We start from the raw sequence: 21,510 nt of genomic DNA, 5'->3' as shown, positions 1-21,510 counted from the left end.
GTCAGCCTCCGGACAGCTTCAGCTTGTCGTCGATCAGCTTGTCCACGCCCTTGAGCCCGGCGTCCAGGTCCGGTACGCCGCCCTTCTCCCACTTGGCCATGAACGAGGCCATGGCCTCCTGGTTGAAGACGCTGTTGACGGCGGCCGGCAGGGTCGAGGTCTTCGGGTGGGAGAAGATGCCGAGGAATGTGGCGAAGTTGGCGTCCTTGGCGAGGTCGGGTGACCGCATCGACGCCTGCGTCGTGGGGACGTTGCGCAGCGCGTTCGACAGGGTCACCAGCGACGCGGTGTCCGTGGTGAGGTGCTTGACCAGCTCCCACGCCTGCTGCGGGTGCTTCGCGCCCTTCGGCACGCCGATCACGGTGCCCGCGGTGAAGCCGCTGCCGTACAGGTCGGGGCGGTCGTCGGCGACGGGCAGCGGGGCGGTGCCGTAGTCGAGGTCCTTCGCCTCGTTGGCGATCATGGCGTTGCGCCACTCGCCGTCGAGGACCATGGCGACCTTGCCCTTGTAGAACGGGTGCTCGGCGCTCCACTCGTCGCCCAGGCCCTTGCGGAAGGTGTCCAGCTTGTCGTGGCCGTACCAGTCGACCAGCTCCTTCTGCCAGGTCAGCAGCTTCTTCCAGGCCGGGTCGGAGCCGATGGCCGAGGTGCCGTCGGGGTGGTACCAGGTCGCGCCGACCATGGGGGCCAGGTGGCTGGGGCTGTTCTCGTAGTACTGCACGCTGGGGATGAAACCGGCCACCTCGATGTCGCCCTTGGCGTTCCTGACCGTCAGCTTCTTGGCCAGCGCGGTCAGCTCGCTCAGCGTCCTGGGCGGCCGCTCGCCCTTCATCAGGGCCTTGTTGTAGTACAGGCCGTACGCGTCGGCGAGCAGCGGCAGCGTGCACTGCCGGCCCTCGAACGCCGTGTAGGAACGTGCCACCGCCGGCAGCACCGACAGGTCCACGCCGTCCTGCCGGATCACCGGCGTGAGGTCCTGGAACGCTCCCGACCTGCACCATTGGGCGACGTTGTCGGTGGTGAACGAGGCCGCGACGTCGGGCGCCCGGCCGCCGCGGATGGCCTGGGTGATCTGGTCGTCCTGGACGCCCTTGACGGCCTTGACGGTGATCTGCGGGAACTTCTTGCGGAAGCCGGCGATGGCCTGCTCGAACGCCTTGACCTCGGCGTCGGTCGAGAAGCCGTGCCACAGCTCGATCGTGGCGGCCGGAAGGGACTGCGAGGCCGATCCTGAGGGACGGGGCCGGTCGCCGAGCGAGGGCCCGGCCTGCCGGTTCGCGGTGCAGGCGGTCAGCGCGAGAGCCGCGGCGACAGCCAGGGGGACGAAGCGCACGGGGGGTGCCTCCTGCCATCGATCACATGGGGACGGTCGAGCCGAAGACCTCCTCCCGTACGGCGTCGAGCGCGAGGTCCAGGGCGCCTGCCAGGACCGGGTTGCCCTCGACGGTGGACAGCCGCACCGGCGGCCGGGGGATCGTCAGCGCGTGCAGCTCGTGCTCGACCAGCTCGCGCAGCAGCTCGCCGCCCGGCAGCACGGCGCCGCCGGTCAGCACGATCAGCGCCGGGTCCACGACCGCCGTGATCGCGGCCAGGCCCACGGCCAGGCGGGCGGCGACGTCCCGCAGCCCCGCTCTGGCGTCCTCGGCCCGCTGGCCGGTGCCCGCCGCCGCGCGCACGGCGTTCGCGACGGCCTGGCGGAAGTCGGCGCCGCGCACGCCGTACGAGCGCAGCAGCTTGAGCACCGCCTGCCCGCCGGTCAGTGCCTGGTAGCCGTGGTCGGCGTAGCGGCCGGACTCGCGGGCCGTGGGCGCGCCCGGCGCGGGCATGTAGCCGACCTCGCCCGCGCCGCCCGTCGCGCCGCGGTGCACCCGGCCGCCCAGCACGACGGCCGCGCCGATGCCCGCGTCGGCCCACAGCAGCACGAAGTCGCGCTGGCCGCGGGCCGCGCCGTGCGCCTGCTCGGCGACCGCGACCAGGTTGACGTTGTTCTCCACGTCCACGGGGACGCCGAGCCCGGCGCTGAGCGTCGGCACGAGGTCGGGCAGGTGCCAGCCGGGCACGTCCTTGGCGGCGGCGTACCCGAGCCGGCCGGTGGTCGGGTCCATCGCGGCCTGCACGCCGATGACGACGCGGCGCAGCTTGTCCGGCGGCTGCGCGCCGAGCAGGGCGGTGTTGAGCCGGTCGACCAGCTCGCCGTGGGGGCGGCGCGGGGTGGGCAGCGTGTGCTCGCCCACGACCGTGCCGGTGATGTCGGCCACCCTGGCCTCGATGCGGTCGGGGGTGACGTCGAGCGCGCCCACGTACGCCGCCGCCGGGTTGATCCGGTAGACCTCCGCGGTACGGCCCGGCAGGCCCTCCCTGATGCCGTCCAGCACCACCAGGCCCGCCTGCTGCAGCCGCGACAGGAGCTGGGAGGCCGTGGGCTTGGACAGGCCCGTGAGCGCGCCGATCTGGGGGCGCGTGAGGGGGCCCCGCTCGAGCAGGACCCGCAGGGCGGCGCGATCATTGATGGCGCGGAGCAGACTGGGGGTCCCCGGAACCGGATCGCTCACCGCTGCCTCCCGCGCTGGGGTTAGTAAACTTTACTAACCTATACGTCGACAGAAGAACAGCGGTCAAGAGGTGAAACCAAGACGTGACCCGGCCCTGGGAAGGGGGAAAGTGATGGGAGTGCCTCTACAGGCATGCTAATGTCGTCGTTTGTCGTAACAACAAGCAGAATGGCCCGGAGTGTCCCATTAACCACATTAATGGTCAGGCGGCAACTCGTCAAACCGAGCTCACCAAGGAGCAGGCGTACGTCACCCGCCTGTACGACCGCCTCGACACGCTGCGCGAACGCACCCAGCGACAGCTCAAGGAGGTGCTGGCCACGGGTGCCGTCGGCACGATGCAGAACAGGTCCGAGCGCGACACGTTCGCCGACATGTACGCCTCCCGCCTCGCCCGGCTCTGGGCCGTCGAGCGCGGCCTGGTTTTCGGACGGCTCGATCACCTCGACGAAGGCCGGCTCTACATCGGCAAGCTCGGCATGACCGACGACGAGCAGCACCGCCTGCTCATCGACTGGCGGGCGCCCGTGGCGCAGCCGTTCTACCGCGCCACCCCCACCGCCCCCATGGGCGTCACCCGGCGCCGTCACCTGCAGACCAAGGGCCGCACCGTGGTCGGCGTCGACGACGACCTGCTCGACCTCGACTCGCTCACCGACGACGACCGCGCCACCCTCAACGGCGAGGCCGCGCTGCTCGCCGCGCTCGACGAGCGGCGCACCGGCCGCATGCGCGACATCGTCGCCACCATCCAGTCCGAGCAGGACCGCGTCATCCGCAGCGACCTCAACGGCGTGCTCGTCGTGCAGGGCGGCCCCGGCACCGGCAAGACCGTCGTGGCCCTGCACCGGGCCGCGTACCTGCTCTACACCCACCGCGAGCGGCTCGAACGCCGCGGCGTGCTCATCCTCGGGCCCAACCTCACGTTCCTGCGCTACATCGAGCAGGTGCTGCCCTCGCTCGGAGAGACCGACGTGCTGCTGTCCACCGTCGGCGAGCTGTACCCCGGCGTCACCGCCACCGCCCGCGAGCGGCCCGAGGTGGCCGCGCTCAAGGGCGACCTGCGGATGGCCGAAGTGATCGCCAAGGCCGTGCGCGACCGGCAGCGCGTCCCCCGCCAGCCCATCGAGCTGACCATCGGCCGCACCACGCTCACCATCGACCGCGCCATGCTGGAGGCCGCCAAGAACAAGGCCACCCGCTCGCGCCGCCCGCACAACCAGGCGCGCGCCGTGTTCGTCCGCTCGCTGCTCACCGCCCTGGCCAGGCAGCAGGCCCGCAAGATCGGCAAGGGGCTCATCGACGAGGAGGAGCTGGCCGACCTGCGCGAGGAGCTGCGCACCGAGCCGGTCGTCAAATCCGCGCTCAACCGCCTGTGGCCCTACCTGACGCCCCAGCGGCTGCTGCTCGGCCTGTACGGCTCGCCCGAACGGCTCGGCTACGCCGCCTCCGCCCTCACCCCGCAGGAACGGGCCCTGCTGCGGCGCACCGGCGGCGACTGGACCGAGTCCGACGTGCCGCTGCTCGACGAGGCCGCCGAGCTGCTCGGCGACATCGACGAGCAGGTGCTGCGCGCCAGCGCCCTCCAGGCCGAGGAGGAGCTGGCCGCCGCCCGGCAGGCCGAGGAGAGCCGGCGCGAGGCCGAGCTCGCCTACGCCCGCGAGGTGCTGGAGCTGACGGGCCTGTCCGACGTCATGGAGGCCGAACGGCTCGCCGAACGCCAGCGCGGCGAAGGCCCCTACCTCACCACCGCCGAACGCGCCGCCGCCGACCGCACCTGGGCCTACGGGCACATCATCGTGGACGAGGCGCAGGAGCTCTCGCCCATGGCGTGGCGGGCCGTCATGCGGCGCTGCCCCACCCGGTCCATGACCATCGTCGGCGACATCGCCCAGACCGGCTCCGCCGCCGGAGCCCGCTCCTGGGCGGAGGTGCTCGACCCGTACGTGGCCGGGCGCTGGCGGCAGGAACGGCTCACCGTCAACTACCGCACCCCCGTCGAGCTGATGGAGGTCGCCGCCCGCGTCCTGGCCACCATCGACCCCGCCCTCCAGGCGCCCACCTCCGTCCGCGAGGCCGGCGCGCGCCCCTGGGCGGCGCCGCTCTCCGCCCTGCCCGAGCTGGCCAAGCAGGAGGCCGGGGAAGGCGGCAAAGTGGCCGTCGTGGTCCCCGACGCGCTGCTGTCCGAGCTCGGAACGGAGATCGCCACCAGCGTCCCCGGCACCGTCGTCGTCACCCCCGGCGCCGGCCGCACCCGCGGCGCCGAAGCCCTCGACGCGCCCGTCGCCGTCATGGGCGTGACCGACGCCAAAGGGCTCGAGTTCGACTCCGTCATCGTCGCCGAACCCGACCTCATCGCCGCCCAGTCGCCACGAGGGCCGAGCGACCTGTATGTTGCTCTCACGCGTGCGACACAACGGCTCGGCGTCGTCCACGAACGCCCGCTGTCACAGGCGTTGCGGGGCTTGCCAAGCCGCCCTCCGGCGCCCGCAAATGGGCTTTGACCGGCTTTGCGACCACCGGCCGAACATGTCCCACCTGCGGAAACTTGATGTTCCTGCTGATCGGGACACGGTTGACATCTGAGGTGGAGTCGGTAGTTTGCTGCGCAGTCCAGCACGGGACTTGGCCGGTTGGCCGTCTCTGACATCGCCGGATCCTGCGTCCGTGACGGAGCGTGACTCCGTCCACACAGCCAGGTGCAGGGCCGTCGGTCCGTCGAGTCGGGGCACCCCAACCGGGCGGGGGGTTGGACCCGGGACGGGTCCGGGAGCCCAGTAGACAACGGAATTCCGCGCTCGCCGCCGACGAGACGGGTCCGGTCCGAAGGGTTTCCGGGCCCTCTTCCCGCTCCCGTGCCACCGGACCGTCACATGCGCCGGGTGGTCCCGTTCAGCCGCGGGATCACCCTGCCGCTTCCCCCTCATTCCGATCTTCCTCCCGGCTCGCCGGTCCGAGCGCGGCCGGAGGGCGGTAGCGTTTTCGCAAGCAACGCGTTGTGAGGTGGCGAGGAGATCCCGGAGTGGTTCAGGACAGAACGGGCCTAACGCCTGCGACCGGCCAGGGCGCCGGCCGCGGCGACACGCCGACGGCCGTCGCCACACCGGACACGGCCCCGCCGGCACACCACCGCCCGCCCGGCCCGGACGCGCCGACTGACGGCGCGCCGCTGCCCGCCTCCGCCTCGGCCGTCAGCCCGACGCCTGCCTCTGCCGACGCGGGCGGCTCTCCGGCTCAGGCCACGGTCCGTGCGGCCGCGGAGCCCGTCTCCCTGCGTGCTGGGGAGGCCGCCGCCGGGCCGGAGCCGGTGGCGCAGGCCCGGGCGGGCGAGGACACCGCCGTGGAGCCTCAGACGCCCGCTCCCGCCGACCCAGGCGCCCCTTCGGCCTCGCCGCAGCAAGCCGCCGAGCCTGCCTCTGGGCGCGCTGCCGGGCCCGTCGCGCCGACCGCTGCCGAGCCCGTCGTGGCGGCCGCCGCCGAGCCCGTCGTGGCGGCCGCTGCCGAGCCTGCATCCGCGCCCCCGGCGGAGCCCGGCGGCCGGGCCGGGGCAAGGCGGGAGCCGTGGTGGGCGTTGCTCGGGAGGGTTGGGGCGGCCGTCGCGGGCGGGGTGGTGCTGTTTGCCGCGTTTCCGCCGCTCGGGTGGTGGTTGTGCGCCCCCCTCGGCATCGGGCTCATTACCGCCGCGCTTCACGGCACGAGGCCGCGGCGGGCCGCCTGGATCGGGTATGTGGCCGCCGTGGTGTTCCTGCTGCCGACCCTCGCCTGGGTGCGCAGCATCGGGGACGATGTGTGGTTCATGCTGGTCGGCACGGAAAGCCTGTTCTATGCCGCCATGGCCGCCCTGGCGGCGCTCGTGTTCAGGTTGCGGGCCTGGCCGTTGTGGTTCGGCGGGCTGTGGGTGCTGATGGAGTGGGCGCGCAGCCTGGTGCCGATCGGCGGGTTCCCGTGGGCGCGGGCCGCCTTCAGCCAGGGTGAGTCGCTGTTCACTCCGTACGCGGCGCTGGGCGGTGTCCCGCTGGTGTCGTTCGCGGTGGCGCTGTGCGGCGCGCTGCTGGCCAGAGCGGCGCTGGGCGGGCGCACGACGTCCGAACGCAAGATCGGCGCCGGGCGGGTCGCGCCTCTCGCGGTGGCCCTGGCGGTGCCGCTGCTGGGCCTGGCGGTGCCCCGGTACGGCGACGAGGGCCGTACGGTCAACATCGGCATCGTGCAGGGCAACGTGCCGGGCACGGGCATGTACGCGCTCGGCGACGAGCCCGCCGTCGTGCTGCGCAACCACGCGAACGAGACCAAGCGCCTGGCCCAGGCCGTGCGCGAGGGCAGGCTGCCCAAGCCCGACCTGGTCGTCCTGCCGGAGAACTCCACCGACATCGACCCCTACCGCGACGAGTACGCCCGCCAGGTCATCCAGGACTCGGTCCGGGACGTCGGCGTGCCGACGCTGGTGGGGGCGGTCGTGGCGATCGGCGACGACCGCCGGGCCACCCGCAGCCTGGTGTGGGACCCGGTGACGGGCCCGGGCGCCTACTACGACAAGCAGAACCTGGTGCCGTTCGGGGAGTACACGCCGTTCAAGGAGATCGTGCTGGCGCTGTGGCAGCGCGCGAGCCTGGTCGGCCGGCAGTCGGTGCCCGGCGACAAGCCGGGCGACCTCAGGATGGGGCCCGTCACGGTGGGCGCGGTCAACTGCTACGAGGTCGCCTACGACGGCACCGTACGCGAGACCGTGCGCGCCGGCGGCACCCCGCTCGTCGTGCAGACCAACAACGCCTCCTACGCCCTGTCCAACCTGCCGCCCCAGCAGCTCGCCATGTCGCAGCTGCGCGCCGTCGAGCACAACAGGGCCGTCGTGACCGCCGCGACGACCGGGATCTCGGCATATGTCACGCCTGACGGTAAGGTCTCCTGGCAGACTCGCGAGCGTGTCGCCGACATGAACGTGGTCCAAGTGCCCGTACGCACGCGGGAAACGCTCGCCACCAAGGTGGGCGCGCTGCCCGAATGGGCATTGATGGTGATGGGAGCCGCGGCGGTCGCGGTCGCCGCGTGGCGTGGCAGGCGGCGCGGCGAGCGGGTGAGCGGCCGGATGAGGAACGAGGGATGATGGAGACTCTCGGCAGGGTGCTCGTCGTCGTGCCCACCTACAACGAGCGCGACAACCTGCCGGTGATCGTCGAGCGGGTGCGCGCCGCCGTGCCCGGCGCCCACGTGCTGGTGGCCGACGACAACAGCCCCGACGGCACCGGCGAGGTCGCCGACGGGCTCGCCGCCGGCGACGACCACGTGCACGTCCTGCACCGGCCGGGCAAGCAGGGGCTGGGCGCGGCCTACATCGCCGGGTTCCGGTGGGGCCTGGAGGAGGGCTACGACGTCCTGGTGGAGATGGACGCCGACGGCTCCCACCAGCCGGAGGAGCTGCCGAGGCTGCTGGAGGCGCTGGCCGAGGGCGCCGATCTGGCGATCGGCTCCCGCTACGTGCCGGGCGGCGAGATCGTCAACTGGCCGCAGCGGCGCGAGCTGCTGTCCAAGGGCGCCAACCTCTACACCCGCGTGATGCTCGGCCTGCCGGTACGCGACGCGACCGCCGGCTTCCGCGCCTACCGTGCCGCGACCCTGGAGAAGGTGGGCCTGTCGGGCGTGGAGTCGCAGGGCTACTGCTTCCAGGTGGACCTGACGCTGCGCACGTCCAGGCACGGGCTGCGGGTGGTGGAGGTGCCGATCACGTTCGTGGAGCGTACGGTCGGCAAGAGCAAGATGAGCGGCCGGATCATGTCCGAGGCGCTGTGGCGGATCGGCATGTGGGGCGTCACCGGCCTGCCCAAGCGCCTCAGGGGCACCCCACGCGGCTGAGGGTTCCGTCCGGGACTGAGGGTTCCGTGCGGGACTGAGGGTTCCGTCCGGGACATCCCTGATTTGCCGCCACGCCCGGAACGCCCGGCGGCCCCCCAGCGTTGTTCCTGCTGTAACGCGCGTGCGAATCGAGGAAACGATGCGGCTCCTGCTCTTCCTGGCCTTCCTGGTCGTGCCCGTCCTGGAGATCTGGCTGCTGATCCAGGTCGGGTCGGTGATCGGCGGGCCCGCCACCGTCGCCCTGCTCATCGCCGACAGCCTCCTGGGCGCCTGGCTCGTACGCCGTGAGGGCCGCCGGGCCTGGCGGGCGCTGCGCACGGCCCTGGAGTCCGGCCGGATGCCCGACAAGGAGCTGGCCGACGGCGGGATCATCCTGGTGGGCGGCACCCTGCTGCTGACGCCGGGCTTCTTCACCGACGTGTTCGGCTTCCTGTGCCTGATCCCGTTCACTCGGCCGATGATGCGCCGACTGGGCTCGTGGTTCTTCGAGCGCCGGATCAAGAAGCTGGCCGCCGCGTCCCCGTACGCGAACCTCTTCCCGACCTCCTCCGGCTTCCCCGGCGCGGACGTGCCCCAGGGCGGCGGCCGGGTCGTGCACGGCGAGGTCATCCGCGAGGAGCGCGACTCCTAGCCGCTCCGCGCGTATGGGCCCGGTGGTGTCGGGCATGCGTCCCGGATCCGACGACCCCCGGGAGGACGCATGCCGCGCGCGGACAGGATCGCCGAGCCGTGGGGGAGCGCACCGTACGGACCGGGGCAGTCCTGGCCCGTCCGCGTGGACGCGTTCCTGGAGCCCGGCCTGAGCGAGCAGGACGTCGACCGCTGGGTGCAGAGCGCGAGCATCCTGCACAGCAACGGCGACAAGGCCGACCACGAGACGTACGACCTCGCCCGCTGGTGCCACGACCACGTACGGGACCTGGCCGCGTCGCGTCCGGCGTCTCCCTCGACTGGGAGCTGCTCGCCCAGGGCGCCCGGCGGGCCGGGCTGCTGGCGCTGGCGCGGCGCTGCCACCCCCAGACGCTGCGCCAGCTCCGCTGGGCCAACGCCCGGCTGAAGGAGTCGGCCACCCAGCCGCTGGTCAGCTAGCTCCCCGGCCTGATGGCGGGAAAGCAGAACCCCCGGGCCAGTGGCCCGGGGGTTTCACCGTGAGAGGAAGTCAGGCGCTCTTACGACGCTGCGCGCGCAATACCGCGAGCCGCTCGTTGAGCACCTCCTCAAGGTCTTCGATGGACCGCCGCTCCAGAAGCATGTCCCAGTGTGTCCGTGGGGGCTTGGTCTTCTTGGACTCCGGCTGCTCGCCGTCCACGCGCACCGCGGTCGCGCCGCACATGCGGCACTCCCAGGTCGCGGGGATCTCAGCCTCGGCGGCAAGCGGAACCTCGAAGCGATGGCCCTTAGGACAGGTGTAGGACACCTCCTGGCGCGGGGCCAGATCCGTGTTACGGTCGTTCTCGTAGCTGGTTGCCCCGAGCCGGGTGCCACGAAGCGCGCGCTCGCCCATGTTTAAATGCCTCCTACAGGGCCCCCTTGCGTGGGGGGTCTGTCTCCCACGGTGTCTAACGCTTGGTACCGTGATGGGATTCCCACCCTCGGGGTGATCCAATCGCGCTTGAGGCTTCGGTTCTTCACATGATCGGCGGGCAAGCTCGCGGCCTGCGGTAATGCGCCCATTCGAGCACGAGCGCGGATGCGGCGGGCGACAATTCAGTTGAGAACGGAGCGTTACCGCCCCGCCGGAGCCTGAGCCCGGGCCGGCTGGAAGAGCTCGACGAGATTGCCCGCGGGGTCGGTGAGCAGGATCTGCCGCCCGCCGGGGCCGGAGACCGCGTCGCCCACGAACGACAGCCCGGCCCCCTTCAGCCGGTCGATCTCCGCGTCGAGGTCGTCGACGATGAGATGGATGCGGTTGCGCCCGGCGGCGGTGCCCTCGGGCGTCGCGCGGGCGCCGGAGCTGGCCGGGCCCGACAGCAGCAGCCGCAGCGGGCCGCGTACGACGTCGGCGAAGGCGGGCGCGGCGTTCATGCGCACCGTGAAGCCGAGGTGCGTGGTGTAGAAGGCGACGGCGGCGGCCACGTCGTCCACGAGGTAGCGGACGCCGGCCAGCTGGTCGGATGCGGTGGTCATGACGGGACCTCCTGTGATGACGTCAGGATGGGCAGCAGGTAGTGGACGCGGGCCTCGATCTCCTGGGCGGTACGGACGAAACCGGCGCCCGTCGCCGGCTCGGGGATGCTCCAGTGCAGGCGGCGGGGTTGGCCGGGGAAGTCGGGGAAGACCTCGCGGACCTTGTCGCACAGGCTGATCACGTAGTCGAACCGGTGGCCGGCCACCGTGTCCAGATGGCGCGGGCGCCGGTCGCCCACATCGATGCCGTAGCGCTCGCTCAGGACCGCCACGGCCTCGGGATGCAGCCGGGACCGGGGACGGCTGCCGGCGCTGACCGCCTCGACCCGGCCGCCGGTGCGGTGCCGCAGCAGGGCCTCGGCGATGGGGGAGCGGGCGCTGTTGCCCGTACAGGCGAACAGCACGCGCGGCGGACGCGCGGGCGGGGACACGGGCAGGGCGCGGACGGCGAGCCGGGCAGGGGCGGGGCGAGGGCGGGGTGGAGGGCGTTGGCGGTGGCGGCCAGCGCGTCCGCGCAGCGGGCCAGGTCGAGGTGGTAGTAGCTGTCGCGGGCGTCGTGGGTGCTGCGCCGGGCGCTGACCAGCCCGCCGTCGCGCAGCAGCCGCAGGTGGTAGGAGACGAGGTTCTGCGGCTCGCCGACCAGGTCCACGAGCTCCCGGACCCGGTAGTCGCTCGCGGCCAGCTCGCTCAGCAGCCGCCACCGCAGCGGGTGGGCGGCCAGCCGGAGGAAGGCCGGGGTGGGCGAGCTCGCCATGCCCCGATAATACATCAAACCCATTTGATGCATCAGGGTCACGAGCCGGGCGACACCAGCCCGGATTCGTACGCCAGGATGACGAGCTGGGCGCGGTCGCGGGCCCGCAGCTTGGTCATGGCCCGGTTGACGTGGGTCTTCGCGGTCAGCGGGCTGATCGCCATCTGGGCGGCGATCTCGTCGTTCGACAGGCCACGCGCGACCAGGACCACGGCCTCCCGCTCCCGGTTGGTGAGCTCCTCCAGGCCCGGCCCGGGGACGGCTCTGAGGGGCTGGGTGACGTACCGGTCGATGAGGCGGCGGGTGATGGACGGGGCGAGCAGCGCGTCCCCCCGGGCGGCGACGCGGACGGCGTGCAGCAGGTCCTCCGGCACGATGTCCTTGACGAGGAACCCGGCCGCGCCGGCGCGCAGGGCGTCGAAGACGTACTCGTCGAAGCCGTAGTTCGTCAGGATGACGACCCGGACCCCCGCCAGGGCCGGGTCCGCGGCGATGCGGCGGGTCGCCTCGATGCCGTCCACCACCGGCATCTGGATGTCGATGAGCGCGATGTCCGGCAGGTGCCGCCGCGCCAGGGCCAGGCACTCCAGGCCGTCGCCGGCCTCGGCCACCACCTCGATGTCGTTCTCCAGGTCGAGCAGCGCGCGGAACCCGCTGCGCAGGAGCGGCTGGTCGTCCACCAGCAGGACCCGGATCACGACCCCTGCTCCAGCGGCAGCCCAGGCGTCCGCTCCAGCGGTGCCTGTTCCACCGGCAGTTCGGCCTGGACCGTGAACCCGCCCTCGGGCCGTGGCTCGGCGCGCAGCCGGCCGCCGAGGGCCGTGACGCGCTCCCGCATCCCGGTCAGCCCCACGCCGGGCACCGGGGCGGCGGCGGGGGTGGCCTTGCCGTCGTCGTCGACGCGGATCGCCAGGGCGTCCGGGCGGCAGTCGATACGTACCGACACGGTCGTGGCGGCGGCGTGCCGGGCGACGTTCGTGAGCGACTCCTGGACGATGCGGTACACCGTCCGGCTCACCGCGGCGGGCACCGGCCGCCGCTGCCCCTCGATCGTCAGCGTCGCGTCCAGGCCGGTGGTGCGGGCGCGTTCGACCAGCTCCGCCACGTGGTCGAGGCCCCGGGGCGGGCTCGTGTCGTCCTCGCGCAGCGCCTCCAGGGTGGCGCGCAGCTCGCGGGTGGCCTCCCGTCCGGCCTCCTGGATGGCGAGCAGCGCGTCCGGGACCTGCTCGCCACGCCGGCGGGCCACGTGCACGGCGACCTCGGCCTGCACCTTGATGATCGAGATCTGGTGGGTGAGCGAGTCGTGCAGCTCCCGCGCGATGCGCAGCCGCTCCTCGTCGGCGCGGCGCCGCGCGGTCTCCTCGCGCGTCCGCTCGGCCTCCTCCGCGCGCCGCTCGGCCTGCCGCAGCGCCTCGCCCGCCGCCCCGGCCGCGACCAGCCAGGCCAGCTCCAGCGCGCCGCGTGCCTGCGCGAACGCCTCTCCCGTGTCGTGCAGACCGGCGGCCATGGCCGCCAGCGGCAGCGCCGCCAGGACGACGACGCTGGCCGCCACCGTGGCCACGCGATGCCCGGCCCGTACGGCCGCGTACACGGCGAACAGGTACGCCACCGCGGGCACGTCGAAACCGGCCGCCTGGTAACCCACCGCGCACAGCCCCGTGACGGCCAGCACGACGACGGGGGCCCGCCGCCGCGCGGCGAGCGCCAGGCCGCCGCCGGCCAGCAGCGCCTGGCCGAGCAGGTCGAGACCCGTCGTGGAGGGACGCCCGGACAGCCCGGTGACCAGCAGCGCCGCCGCCACGCAGGCCGCGATCGCCCCGTCGAAGACATCGGCCCTGATACCGGACCGCACCGCACTCATGCGCGCACCCTAGCGGGACGGCGGCGCGGGCGACTCCTGCGGGGGGACGACCGCCCGGCTACCACGACCGCGGTATCCGGGCCGTTCCTGCCGTGGCGGCGGTAGGCCGCTGCCGCCCTCGCCGCAGCGCGAAAAGCCGACCCGCGCCGGACGACCGGCCGTGGGGGCGGCGGACATCATCGGAGTCACGTTCAGCCAGAGAAGGAGCCTCCGATGTCCGTTCTATCCCTGCTCGCCGCGACCGACGCGAACCTTCTGGCCCAGCCGGAGCCTGTCGCCGCCTACAGCATGACCAGCGGCCGCCTGTGGTCCCTGGTCGCCGCGCTGCTGGGGGTGGTGGGCGTGGTGGCGGGCGGCCTGGCGCTGGCCCGCGCCCGTCGTACGGGCGGCGGCTCCGCGCGGACGTGGTCCGTCGCGGCGCTGGCGGCGGGGGTGGCGGGCGCGGTCATCGGCGCGGTGGTCGTGGCCGCCGCCAAGGGCGGGCCCGGCACCGGGTACGGCATCGTCGGCGGCTACCTCGCTGTGGTGGTGGGGCTGGCCGCGACGGCCGTGGGCGGCCTGGCCCTGACCCGCCTGCGCCGCCGCACCACGCAGTCGTCCCGCACCTGATCCGGCGAGATGCCCGCCCGGGGCGGTCAGGACGAGGCGCGGACCACCAGGGCAGGCTCGAAGATGATCGAGGCGGGGCGGTGCTCCGGCTGCTCGACGTGCTCCAGCAGCAGGCGGGCCATCTCTGCCGCCATGTCCTCCACAGGATGGCGGACGGTGGTCAGCGGGGGCCGGCACGAGGTGGCCGCGCTGCTGTCGTCGAAGCCGACCACGGCGACGTCGTCCGGCACGGCGAGCCCGTGGCGCCGCAGCACCGGCAGGGCCCCCTGGGCCATCAGGTCGTTGGCGACGAAGACGCCGTCGAGGCCGGGATGCTCGGCGAGCAGCCGTTCCATGGCCTGCTCGCCGCTCTCGGCGGTGAATCCGCCCTCGGCGCTGGGCACGAAGGGGTGGCCGTGGGCGGCCATCGCGTCGCGGAACCCGGCCAGGCGGGCCCGCGCGGCCGGGACGTCCAGCGGCCCCGAGATCGTCGCGATCCGCTTCCTGCCCCGCGCGACGAGATGGTCGGCGGCGAGCTTGGCGCCGGCGCGGTGGTCGACGTCCACGTAGCTGATCGGGACCGGCTCGGCGGGCCGGGCGAAGAGCACGGCGGGCAGCCCGGCCTCGGCGAGGAGCCGCGGCAGCGGGTCCGCGGCGTGCGTGGAGACCAGGAGCGCCCCGTCGGCCTCGCCCTGCCGCAGGGCGGTGAGCACCTGCGCGCGGGCCTCGGCCGTCTCGGCGAACATCAGCAGCGGATGGATGCCGCGCGGCCGCAGGAAGCCGACGATCCCGCCGACGACCCGCCCGAAGAACGGGTCGGTGAACACCTCGACGGGGAAGGAAGCGCTCTCGTCGTCGGCGCCGGAGACGACCAGGGCGACGCTGCCGGTGCGGCGGGTGACGAGCGAGCGGGCCGCCCGGTTGGGAACGTATCCGGTGGCGGCGATGGCCTGCCGGACGGCGTCCTGGAGGGCGGAGTCGACGTTGCGGATGCCGTTGACGACCCGGGAGACGGTGGCCCTGGAGACCCCCGCCGCCTTGGCGACGTCCTCCAGCGTGGGGGAGGGCGGCGGGGGTTCCTGCCTCATGGCGCCTTTATAGCACAGGCGTTGGAGAGCGCTCTCCCTCGCGGTCAGCCGGGGAGCTGGAAGTCAGGGGTCAGCGCGGCGCCACGGTGCGGCTTGTACTGGTCGTAGCCACGGGGATCGCACTGCAGGCCGCCATTGATGCAGTGCGTGACGAGCGCGTCGAGGACGGCGGGATCGTCCCAGGCGTTGAAGAAGTCGTAGTGCCAGGAGTAGCCCCGGCCACTGGACAGCCGCGCCTGCGACAGGTCGCCGTCCGCCGGGAAGGCGATCTTGAACTCCAGCATCGGCACCGCCACCGGATGACCGGCCGGGCAGTAGCCGCCGGCCGGGTAGGCCATGTGGCTCTTGTGGTCGGCGCTGTCGAGGTGGACGCCGTCCCAGCAGCTCGGCGCCTGGTAACGCACGTTCACCTGGCTGCCCCGCACGCACGAAACGGGCAGGTCCCAGCTCCGCGTCAGGTCGCCGCACTCGAAACCCTCGACGGCGCCGGGCGAGTCGCGGAACTGCTCCAGCGTCGCGCCCGGGCTGCCCACGACGAAACGCAGGCCCTGGGGGAAGGGCTGCACCCGCCAGTACTCCAGGATGCCGGACTTGTAGTAGACGACCTGGTTGCCGGCCGGCTCGACCAGCCGGTCGCCGACGAAGAAACTGGGGAACCAGTAGGCGGACCTGTCGTGCGGGTTCGTGCACGAGGTGCCGCCGGCCAGCAGCGAGGCGGTCGTGCTGTGCGCGTTCGTGGTGCGGTTGCCGATGAAGGTGTGCAGGTGGGAGGCGCCCGGCAGGCCCGGGTAGACGATGGGGTCGTCGGGGCGGTTCGCCGTCACCGAGCAGTTGGCCTGGAACTCGTGGTGTGTCACCTCGTCGGTGAAGGTCGGCCTGGGGCGCGGAGTGGTCGTGGCGCCGCCGGTGCCGTACACCTCGAACTCCCAGAGCGAGTAGCCGTAGCCGGTGCCGCGCGCGGTGCCGTACAGGCGGACGTAGCGGCCGCTCGCGCTCAGGCCGATGCTCTGGGTGCCGCCGGTGCCGGTGGTGGTGGAGTAGGCGTCGGTCCAGGTGGCGGCGTCGGCGGAGGTCTGGATCTTGAACGCTCTGCCGTACGCGGCCTCCCAGTCGAGGACGACCCGGGAGATCGTGGCGGGCGCGCCGAGATCGACCTGCAGCCACTGCGGGTCGGCGGCGGCACTCGACCAGCGCGTGGTACGGGTGCCGTCGAAGGCGGCGCCGGCGCCGTTGCCCGCGCTCTCGACCGACGAGACGGTGGCGGGCCGCCCGCCGGAGAGCAGCGCGTCGGCCGCGAACGCCGGCGTGACGGCGGCCGCCAGCGCCGCCAACAGCGCGAGGACGACCGAGATAGTGAAGGCTCGCACGGAGTCTCTCCTTCCGTTGGGGGGAGGGGGTTGGAGAGCGCTCTCCCGCAGCGTCCGCCTCTTCGGTGCGCGCTGTCAAGAGCTCCTTTTCAAGGGACGGAACGAGGCCTGACACGCTTCCACCGCCCGCGGGATGTCAGAGATCGGGGATCGCTCTCACCGTTGTCGCCCGCTCGCCCCCGGCAGGCCGTTCAGCGGCTTGCAAGGCAGCGGCAAGCCGGCTCCCAGTGCGGACCGAGATCATCTGGGCCGCGGTGCGCGACGGACGCCACCGCGGCCACGCGCAAGCAGCGCCCATCGCGACGAGAACACGAGGTGAGACATGGCGACGATCACGACCGGAATCAACGCGGCCACGCTCAACGGCCGCCACCACAAGGCCGCGCTCACGGTCTTCATGGTCATCGTGGTGGCCCACTGGGCGGAGCACTTAGTGCAGGCCGTGCAGGTCTACGCCTGGGGCTGGCCACTGGCCGAGGCCCGCGGCGTGCTCGGCCTGCCCTTCCCGTGGCTCGTGACCTCCGAGTGGATGCACTACGGCTACGCGCTGCTCATGCTCGTCGGCCTCATCCTCCTGCGCAAAGGGTTCACCGGCAGCGCCCGCACATGGTGGAACATCTCCCTCGGCATCCAGGTATGGCACCACCTGGAGCACCTGCTGCTGCTCCTGCAGAAACTCAGCGGCGTGTACCTGATGGGCCGGCCCGTCCCCACCAGCATCCTCCAGCTCATCTGGCCCAGGATGGAGCTGCACCTGTTCTACAACGCGATCGTGTTCGCCCCCATGGTCGTGGCGATGGTGCTGCACCGCCGGGCCCACGCCGGCGCCACCTGCACCTGCGCGGTCGCGCACTAGGCCGTGCGGGTCAAACGGCGCCTGAGCGCGTTCACCCTCGTCCTGGCCGGCCTCGGGCTGCTGCTGCTGTTCTGGTCGGTGCCCGAGCTCGGCCCCACCGTCCGCGCCGCCCGCGCCGACGGGGTGAGCGGCGTGTTCACCGCACGGGAGCTGCGGTGCGTGCAGCATCCCGGGCACGAGTCGTGCGTCTGGGCGGGCGACTTCGCCTCCGGTGACGGGCGGGTCGTGCGGCACGACGTCGAGCTGTACGGCAGCGACCGCACCACCCTCACCGCCGGCCGCACCATCCAGGCCGTCGACACGGGACGCGCCAGCCGCGTGTACGGTCCGGACGGCTCGGGCGAATGGCTCTTCACCGGCCTCCTCACCCTGGCCGGAGCGGCCCTGGTGCTTGCGGCGGCCAGACGCGCGTGGCGCTGACCAGGCGCGTATGGCGCTGACTCGGTGCGTTCGCCTCGCGTTGGGCGGGGTCGCCTGCCGCAGGGCGAGCTCGCCCTGGTGCCTGTGCGCTCGCCCTGCGGCTGCGACCTGCGCGCCGGAAGGCGGGCATGACCGTTGTCACGTCGCACCGGTGACAGAGCACACTGACCTGCGCGCAGGCGTGAGGTCCATGCTGGCTGCATGACCATGCGCCGACGCAGAACATTCGCCTCGCGGCTCGGAGCCGCGACCCTCGCCGCCGCACTCCTCGCGGCCGGACCAGCCACGGCAGCCACCGCTCAGGCAGCCACCGCTGAGGGCGTCCCCGCTCAGGGCGATGCCGCGGAGCACGACGCCGCGCGGCAGGTCGCCGCGCAGGATGGCGCTGCCCTGAAGGTCTCCGCTCAAGACGGCGGGCTGGATCGGGCGCGGTTGCGCGAGACCCTGGAGGCCGTGCATGCGGCCGGTATGTACGGCATTTACTCCCATGTCGTGCAAGGCCGGGAGAGCTGGAAGGGTGCCGCCGGGGTCGCCGACGTCGAGACCGGCCGGCCGGTGCGGCCTGACATGGTGCACCGGATCGGCAGCATCACCAAGACGTTCACCGCCGTGGCCGTCCTGCAGCAGGTGGGCCGGGGCAGGATCGACCTCGACGCCCCCATCGGCCGCTACTTACCGGATGTGGTGCCGGGCGAGCGGGGGCAGCGGATCACCGTCCGCATGCTGCTCAACCACACCAGTCACATCGCCAACAGCACCGACGTGGTGTTCCCCACCGTCGAGAGCCTCGACGCCAACCGTTTCCGCACCTTCCCGCCCGAGGAGCTGGCACGGCTGGGCCTCGAGGCGCCCGCGACGGGGGAGCCGGGAGCGCTGCCCGGCGCGTACTCGAACACGAACTACACCATCGCGGGCCTGCTGCTGGAGCGGGTGACGGGCGTCAGCGCCGAGCGGTACATCACCGACCACGTGATCCGTCCCGCCGGGTTGCGGCACACCGCGTTCCCGCGCACCCCGCACATCCCGGGCCCGCACTCCAAGGCGTACGAGGCGCTGTACGGGCTCTTCGACCCGCCGAAGGAGTACAGCGTCTACAACATGTCGTGGGCGGGCACGGCGGGCGCCCTCACCTCGACGATGGAGGACCTCAGCCGCTTCTTCCGGCTGCTGCTGCGCGGCGAGCTGCTCGACGCGCGGCTGCTGGCCGAGATGCGCACGACGGTGCCCGTGCGGACGCTGGGCGGAGGGCTGGCCCAGTACGGGCTCGGGCTCTTCCCGCTCGACCTGCCGTGCGGCCGGTTCTGGGGGCATGACGGGAGCGTCCCCGGCATGGACACCTTCTCGTTCTACAACCCCGACAGCACCCGCCAGGTCTCCCTCGGCACCAACCTCCGGCACTACCAGCGCCTGGACGAGAACGGTCAGATCATCCTGCACCCCATCGACTACGCGTTCGCCGATCACCTCCTGGAGGCGGTGTGCGGACCGGACGCGGGCGCGGCCGGGACGGCGGCGGCCCGCTCGTTCACGCTCCCGATGGTGGACAAGGGGGCGGTCACCCCGTAGCCAGTTCGCTGGAGGGCAAAGTGACCGGTCGTCTCGTAGTCAACCGCCGAGGGTGGGCGAGGTGGCCGGTCGCTCGTGGTCGGTCCATCGGAGGACGAGGTGGCCGGTCATGCAGTGGTTGGGTTCCGTTGAGGACGAAGGTGGCCGGTCGCCGCGTAGTCAACCGCCCAGGATGGACGAGGTGGCCGGTTGCCCTCTAGTCAGCCTCCGTTGGTGGGCGAGGGCCGCGGTCACGCCGTGGGCGGGTTCCGACGTGGACAAGGGGGTGGTCGCTGCGGGGTCAGCTCGCGGTCGCTCGGGCGTGGTGGATCTCGTCGAGGTGGGACTCCACCCAGGAGCGCAGCGCGCCGAGCGGGCCGGCCACGCCGCGGCCCAGGTCGGTGAGGGAGTATTCGACGTGCAGCGGGACCGCCGGGTAGATCGTGCGGTCGACGAAGCCGTGCTCCTCCAGGCGGCGCAGCGTCTGGGTGAGGACCTTGGGGCTGACGCCCTCCAGGCGGCGCTGCAGCGCGCCGAAGCGCTGCGGCCCCTCCTCCAGAGCGCCCACGGCCAGGGCCGACCACTTGTTGGCCAGCATGTCCAGCACGTCTCTGCACGGGCACTGTGCCGCGTAGACGTCGTGCCGGTCGTGCAGTCCGGAGCCGCAGGTCAACGCCATGGCCGGAACCTTTCCTCAGGGGGATATTACTTCCCAAAAGATAGCAGTCGCCCTTGCGAGTTACTACCACCTGTTGGGTAGCTTCGGCTGCGGCCAGGCGGGAACGGAGCCCGGCCGTACTGAACGAGCAAGGAGCATCACCATGTCAGCCACCATGCGCGCGATCGTCCAGGACTCCCACGGCGGCCCGGAGGTGCTGCGTCTCGCCGAGGTGCCCAAGCCCGTCCCGCTGCCCACTGAGATCCTGGTCCGGGTGCACGCCGCCGGCGTGAACCCGGTGGACTGGAAGACCCGCGCGGGCGGCGGCATGGCCGGGGTGCTGGGCGAGCCGCCGTTCATCCTCGGCTGGGACGTCTCCGGCGTCGTCGAGGAGACCGGGTTCGGAGTGACGATCTTCGAGCCGGGCGACGAGGTGTTCGGCATGCCCTGGTTCCCCCGCCAGGCGGGTGCGTACGCCGAGTACGTCACCGCGCCGAGCCGGCAGTTCGCCCGCAAGCCCGCCACCGTCGGGCACGCGGCGGCGGCCGGGGCGCCGCTCGCCGCCCTCACCGCCTGGCAGGCGCTCGTCGACACCGCGGCCGTCGCGAGCGGGCAGCGGGTGCTGATCCACGCGGCGGCGGGCGGTGTCGGCCATCTGGCGGTGCAGATCGCCCGGAACGCGGGCGCGTACGTGATCGGCACGGCCTCCGCACCCAAGCACGACTGGCTGCGCTCCATCGGCGCGGACGAGGTGATCGACTACACCACCACGCGCTTCGAGGACGCCGTGCGGGACGTGGACGTGGTGATCGACCTGGTCGGCGACGGGCACGACCGGACGAGCACCCGGTCCCTGGAGGTGCTGCGCCCCGGCGGGCTGCTGGTGGCGGTGCCGTCCGGCGTGGCGCCCGACCTGATCGGCCGCGCCCGCGAGCGGGGCGTGCGGGCCACCGGCATCCTGGTCGAACCCGACGGCCCGGCGCTCGCCCGGATCGCCGAGCTGATCGACAAGGGCGAGCTGGACGTCGAGGTCGAGGACGTCTTCCCCCTCGCGGACGCCGCCGAGGCCCACCGCCGCGGCGAGCAGGGCCGCAACCGCGGCAAGACCGTCCTCAACGTCACCTGAGCCCCACGAGCACGCATTTACGGGACCGGTCCACTCCGGCCCGCCCCTGAGCGGGGTGACCGGCCCACGTGAGCACTTGGTCTCAGGGGCCGGGGTGGGGCGGCCTGCACGGGCGGGCGGCCCGCCGAAGTGCGGCCTGAGCGGGCGAGGCGGTCTGCCGCATTGGGGCCTGAGGGTGGTGGTCGGCTCGCCGGTGTGCGCCTTGTGCGGCGGGGCGGCCTGCCGCAGTGTGGCCTGTGCGGGCGGGTCGGGCTGCCGCAGGTGGGTCGGCCTGCCGCAGTGCGCGCCCTGAGTGGGGTGGCCGGGCCACCATAGTGCGTCGCCTCAGCGGCGGGGTGGCTGCCATGGCCACGGCCTGGGCCGGACGGGCGACCTACCGCAGCGTGGCCTGCGCAGGTGGGCCGGTCTGCCGCATTGGGGCCTGAGGGGTGGTGGCTCGCGGTGTGCGCCTGTGCGGCGGATCGGCCTGCCGCAGTGTGGCCTGTGCGGGCGGGTCGGGCTGCGCAGGTGGGTCGGCCTGCCGCAGTGCGCGCCTGAGTGGGGTGGCCGGGCCACCATAGTGCGTCGCCTCAGCGGCGGGGTGGCTGCCATGGCCACGGCCTGGGCCGGACGGGCGACTACCGCAGCGTGGCCTGCGCAGGTGGGCCGGTCTGCCGCATTGGGGCCTGAGGGTGGTGGTCGGCTCGCCGGTGTGCGCCCTGTGCGGCGGATCGGCCTGCCG

21 protein-coding genes are annotated in these 21,510 nt (G+C 72.9%); 10 read left to right on the top strand and 11 right to left on the bottom strand.

Going from position 1 to position 21,510, the window contains the following annotated elements; all coding sequences use genetic code 11:
- Position 1: 1 nt before the first annotated feature.
- Positions 2–1,333, bottom strand: coding sequence for an extracellular solute-binding protein (locus KIS93_RS12740; protein ID WP_080040255.1), 1,332 nt, complete (start codon positions 1,331–1,333; stop codon positions 2–4).
- A gap of 22 nt (positions 1,334–1,355) precedes the next feature.
- Entirely contained in the window at positions 1,356–2,552 is a 1,197-nt protein-coding gene (locus KIS93_RS12735; RefSeq protein ID WP_080040254.1) for an ROK family transcriptional regulator, read from the bottom strand.
- A gap of 311 nt (positions 2,553–2,863) precedes the next feature.
- Between KIS93_RS12735 and KIS93_RS12730 the strand changes: the two genes are divergently transcribed.
- The 5 genes from KIS93_RS12730 to KIS93_RS12710 all read left to right on the top strand — a co-directional run bounded on the left by KIS93_RS12730 (position 2,864) and on the right by KIS93_RS12710 (position 9,488).
- Positions 2,864–5,056 carry a HelD family protein gene (locus KIS93_RS12730; protein ID WP_222107434.1) on the top strand — a complete coding sequence of 731 codons (2,193 nt, stop codon included), beginning with the start codon at positions 2,864–2,866 and terminating at the stop codon, positions 5,054–5,056.
- A 518-nt stretch (positions 5,057–5,574) separates the two neighbouring features.
- The gene (lnt, locus tag KIS93_RS12725) at positions 5,575–7,653 is read left to right on the top strand and encodes an apolipoprotein N-acyltransferase (RefSeq protein WP_246005265.1); all 2,079 of its coding nucleotides are present in this window, start codon (positions 5,575–5,577) and stop codon (positions 7,651–7,653) included.
- On the top strand, positions 7,650–8,399 hold the full coding sequence (locus KIS93_RS12720; RefSeq protein WP_080040252.1) for a polyprenol monophosphomannose synthase: 750 nt from the start codon (positions 7,650–7,652) through the stop codon (positions 8,397–8,399). Before lnt ends, KIS93_RS12720 begins: the two co-directional genes overlap by 4 nt.
- A gap of 121 nt (positions 8,400–8,520) precedes the next feature.
- Entirely contained in the window at positions 8,521–9,030 is a 510-nt protein-coding gene (locus tag KIS93_RS12715) for an FxsA family protein (RefSeq protein ID WP_230466311.1), read from the top strand.
- 266 nt (positions 9,031–9,296) lie between these two features.
- Positions 9,297–9,488 (top strand): hypothetical protein, encoded by a 192-nt coding sequence (locus tag KIS93_RS12710; RefSeq protein ID WP_155127942.1) that lies wholly within the window; start codon positions 9,297–9,299, stop codon positions 9,486–9,488.
- Between the two features lie 70 nt (positions 9,489–9,558).
- Here KIS93_RS12710 and KIS93_RS12705 read toward each other — a convergent pair whose 3' ends face one another.
- The 6 genes from KIS93_RS12705 to KIS93_RS12685 form a co-directional block, all read right to left on the bottom strand.
- On the bottom strand, positions 9,559–9,903 hold the full coding sequence (locus tag KIS93_RS12705; RefSeq protein WP_043625492.1) for an RNA polymerase-binding protein RbpA: 345 nt from the start codon (positions 9,901–9,903) through the stop codon (positions 9,559–9,561).
- Positions 9,904–10,124: 221 nt separating this feature from the next.
- The gene (locus KIS93_RS12700; protein ID WP_080040249.1) at positions 10,125–10,526 is read right to left on the bottom strand and encodes a VOC family protein; all 402 of its coding nucleotides are present in this window, start codon (positions 10,524–10,526) and stop codon (positions 10,125–10,127) included.
- Positions 10,523–10,876 carry an arsenate reductase/protein-tyrosine-phosphatase family protein gene (locus KIS93_RS65055; RefSeq protein ID WP_246005270.1) on the bottom strand — a complete coding sequence of 118 codons (354 nt, stop codon included), beginning with the start codon at positions 10,874–10,876 and terminating at the stop codon, positions 10,523–10,525. The genes KIS93_RS12700 and KIS93_RS65055 overlap by 4 nt, the downstream gene beginning before the upstream one ends.
- Positions 10,786–11,280, bottom strand: a complete 495-nt coding sequence (locus tag KIS93_RS12695) for an ArsR/SmtB family transcription factor (RefSeq protein ID WP_246005264.1) — start codon at positions 11,278–11,280, stop codon at positions 10,786–10,788. Before KIS93_RS12695 ends, KIS93_RS65055 begins: the two co-directional genes overlap by 91 nt.
- Before the next feature lie 38 nt (positions 11,281–11,318).
- Complete coding sequence (locus tag KIS93_RS12690) at positions 11,319–11,978, bottom strand: response regulator (protein ID WP_080040247.1); 660 nt, start codon at positions 11,976–11,978, stop codon at positions 11,319–11,321.
- Positions 11,975–13,141, bottom strand: coding sequence for a sensor histidine kinase (locus KIS93_RS12685; protein WP_080040246.1), 1,167 nt, complete (start codon positions 13,139–13,141; stop codon positions 11,975–11,977). The genes KIS93_RS12690 and KIS93_RS12685 overlap by 4 nt, the downstream gene beginning before the upstream one ends.
- Positions 13,142–13,354: 213 nt before the next feature.
- Between KIS93_RS12685 and KIS93_RS12680 the strand changes: the two genes are divergently transcribed.
- A complete protein-coding gene (locus KIS93_RS12680) occupies positions 13,355–13,750 on the top strand; it encodes a DUF6223 family protein (RefSeq protein ID WP_155127939.1) in 396 nt (131 codons plus the stop codon).
- A 26-nt stretch (positions 13,751–13,776) separates the two neighbouring features.
- On the opposite strand, the gene KIS93_RS12675 is transcribed toward KIS93_RS12680, so the two are convergent.
- On the bottom strand, positions 13,777–14,817 hold the full coding sequence (locus KIS93_RS12675) for a LacI family DNA-binding transcriptional regulator (protein ID WP_080040245.1): 1,041 nt from the start codon (positions 14,815–14,817) through the stop codon (positions 13,777–13,779).
- A gap of 44 nt (positions 14,818–14,861) precedes the next feature.
- Positions 14,862–16,184: a DUF1996 domain-containing protein gene (locus KIS93_RS12670; protein ID WP_155127936.1), complete on the bottom strand. Its 1,323-nt coding sequence runs from the start codon at positions 16,182–16,184 to the stop codon at positions 14,862–14,864.
- Positions 16,185–16,506: 322 nt separating this feature from the next.
- On the opposite strand from KIS93_RS12670, the gene KIS93_RS12665 reads away from it, so the two are divergent.
- The 3 genes from KIS93_RS12665 (at position 16,507) to KIS93_RS12655 (ending at position 19,026) form a co-directional block, all read left to right on the top strand.
- Positions 16,507–17,040, top strand: coding sequence for a hypothetical protein (locus tag KIS93_RS12665; RefSeq protein ID WP_080040244.1), 534 nt, complete (start codon positions 16,507–16,509; stop codon positions 17,038–17,040).
- 3 nt (positions 17,041–17,043) lie between these two features.
- A complete protein-coding gene (locus KIS93_RS12660; RefSeq protein WP_222107433.1) occupies positions 17,044–17,460 on the top strand; it encodes a hypothetical protein in 417 nt (138 codons plus the stop codon).
- Between the two features lie 201 nt (positions 17,461–17,661).
- Complete coding sequence (locus KIS93_RS12655; protein ID WP_230466310.1) at positions 17,662–19,026, top strand: serine hydrolase domain-containing protein; 1,365 nt, start codon at positions 17,662–17,664, stop codon at positions 19,024–19,026.
- A gap of 280 nt (positions 19,027–19,306) precedes the next feature.
- Here KIS93_RS12655 and KIS93_RS12650 read toward each other — a convergent pair whose 3' ends face one another.
- Positions 19,307–19,684, bottom strand: a complete 378-nt coding sequence (locus KIS93_RS12650; RefSeq protein WP_080040243.1) for a winged helix-turn-helix transcriptional regulator — start codon at positions 19,682–19,684, stop codon at positions 19,307–19,309.
- Between the two features lie 142 nt (positions 19,685–19,826).
- Here KIS93_RS12650 and KIS93_RS12645 point away from each other — a divergent pair, with 142 nt between their 5' ends.
- Entirely contained in the window at positions 19,827–20,789 is a 963-nt protein-coding gene (locus tag KIS93_RS12645) for an NADP-dependent oxidoreductase (protein ID WP_080040242.1), read from the top strand.
- The last annotated feature ends 721 nt before the right edge of the window (positions 20,790–21,510 follow it).

The sequence above is a fragment of the [Actinomadura] parvosata subsp. kistnae genome (assembly GCF_900323885.1).
In the GTDB taxonomy this organism is placed as follows: domain Bacteria; phylum Actinomycetota; class Actinomycetes; order Streptosporangiales; family Streptosporangiaceae; genus Nonomuraea; species Nonomuraea composti.
This window is presented reverse-complemented; position numbering and strand designations above follow the sequence as displayed.

Coding starts and splice junctions, on each gene's coding strand:
- KIS93_RS12695 (WP_246005264.1), bottom strand. CDS start 11,280: ATGGCGAGCTCGCCCACCCCGGCCTTCCTCCGGCTGGCCGCCCACCCG.
- KIS93_RS12645 (WP_080040242.1), top strand. CDS start 19,827: ATGTCAGCCACCATGCGCGCGATCGTCCAGGACTCCCACGGCGGCCCG.
- KIS93_RS12720 (WP_080040252.1), top strand. CDS start 7,650: ATGATGGAGACTCTCGGCAGGGTGCTCGTCGTCGTGCCCACCTACAAC.
- KIS93_RS12705 (WP_043625492.1), bottom strand. CDS start 9,903: ATGGGCGAGCGCGCGCTTCGTGGCACCCGGCTCGGGGCAACCAGCTAC.
- KIS93_RS12680 (WP_155127939.1), top strand. CDS start 13,355: ATGTCCGTTCTATCCCTGCTCGCCGCGACCGACGCGAACCTTCTGGCC.
- KIS93_RS12685 (WP_080040246.1), bottom strand. CDS start 13,141: ATGAGTGCGGTGCGGTCCGGTATCAGGGCCGATGTCTTCGACGGGGCG.
- KIS93_RS12650 (WP_080040243.1), bottom strand. CDS start 19,684: ATGGCGTTGACCTGCGGCTCCGGACTGCACGACCGGCACGACGTCTAC.
- KIS93_RS12655 (WP_230466310.1), top strand. CDS start 17,662: ATGACCATGCGCCGACGCAGAACATTCGCCTCGCGGCTCGGAGCCGCG.
- KIS93_RS12675 (WP_080040245.1), bottom strand. CDS start 14,817: ATGAGGCAGGAACCCCCGCCGCCCTCCCCCACGCTGGAGGACGTCGCC.
- KIS93_RS12700 (WP_080040249.1), bottom strand. CDS start 10,526: ATGACCACCGCATCCGACCAGCTGGCCGGCGTCCGCTACCTCGTGGAC.
- KIS93_RS12665 (WP_080040244.1), top strand. CDS start 16,507: ATGGCGACGATCACGACCGGAATCAACGCGGCCACGCTCAACGGCCGC.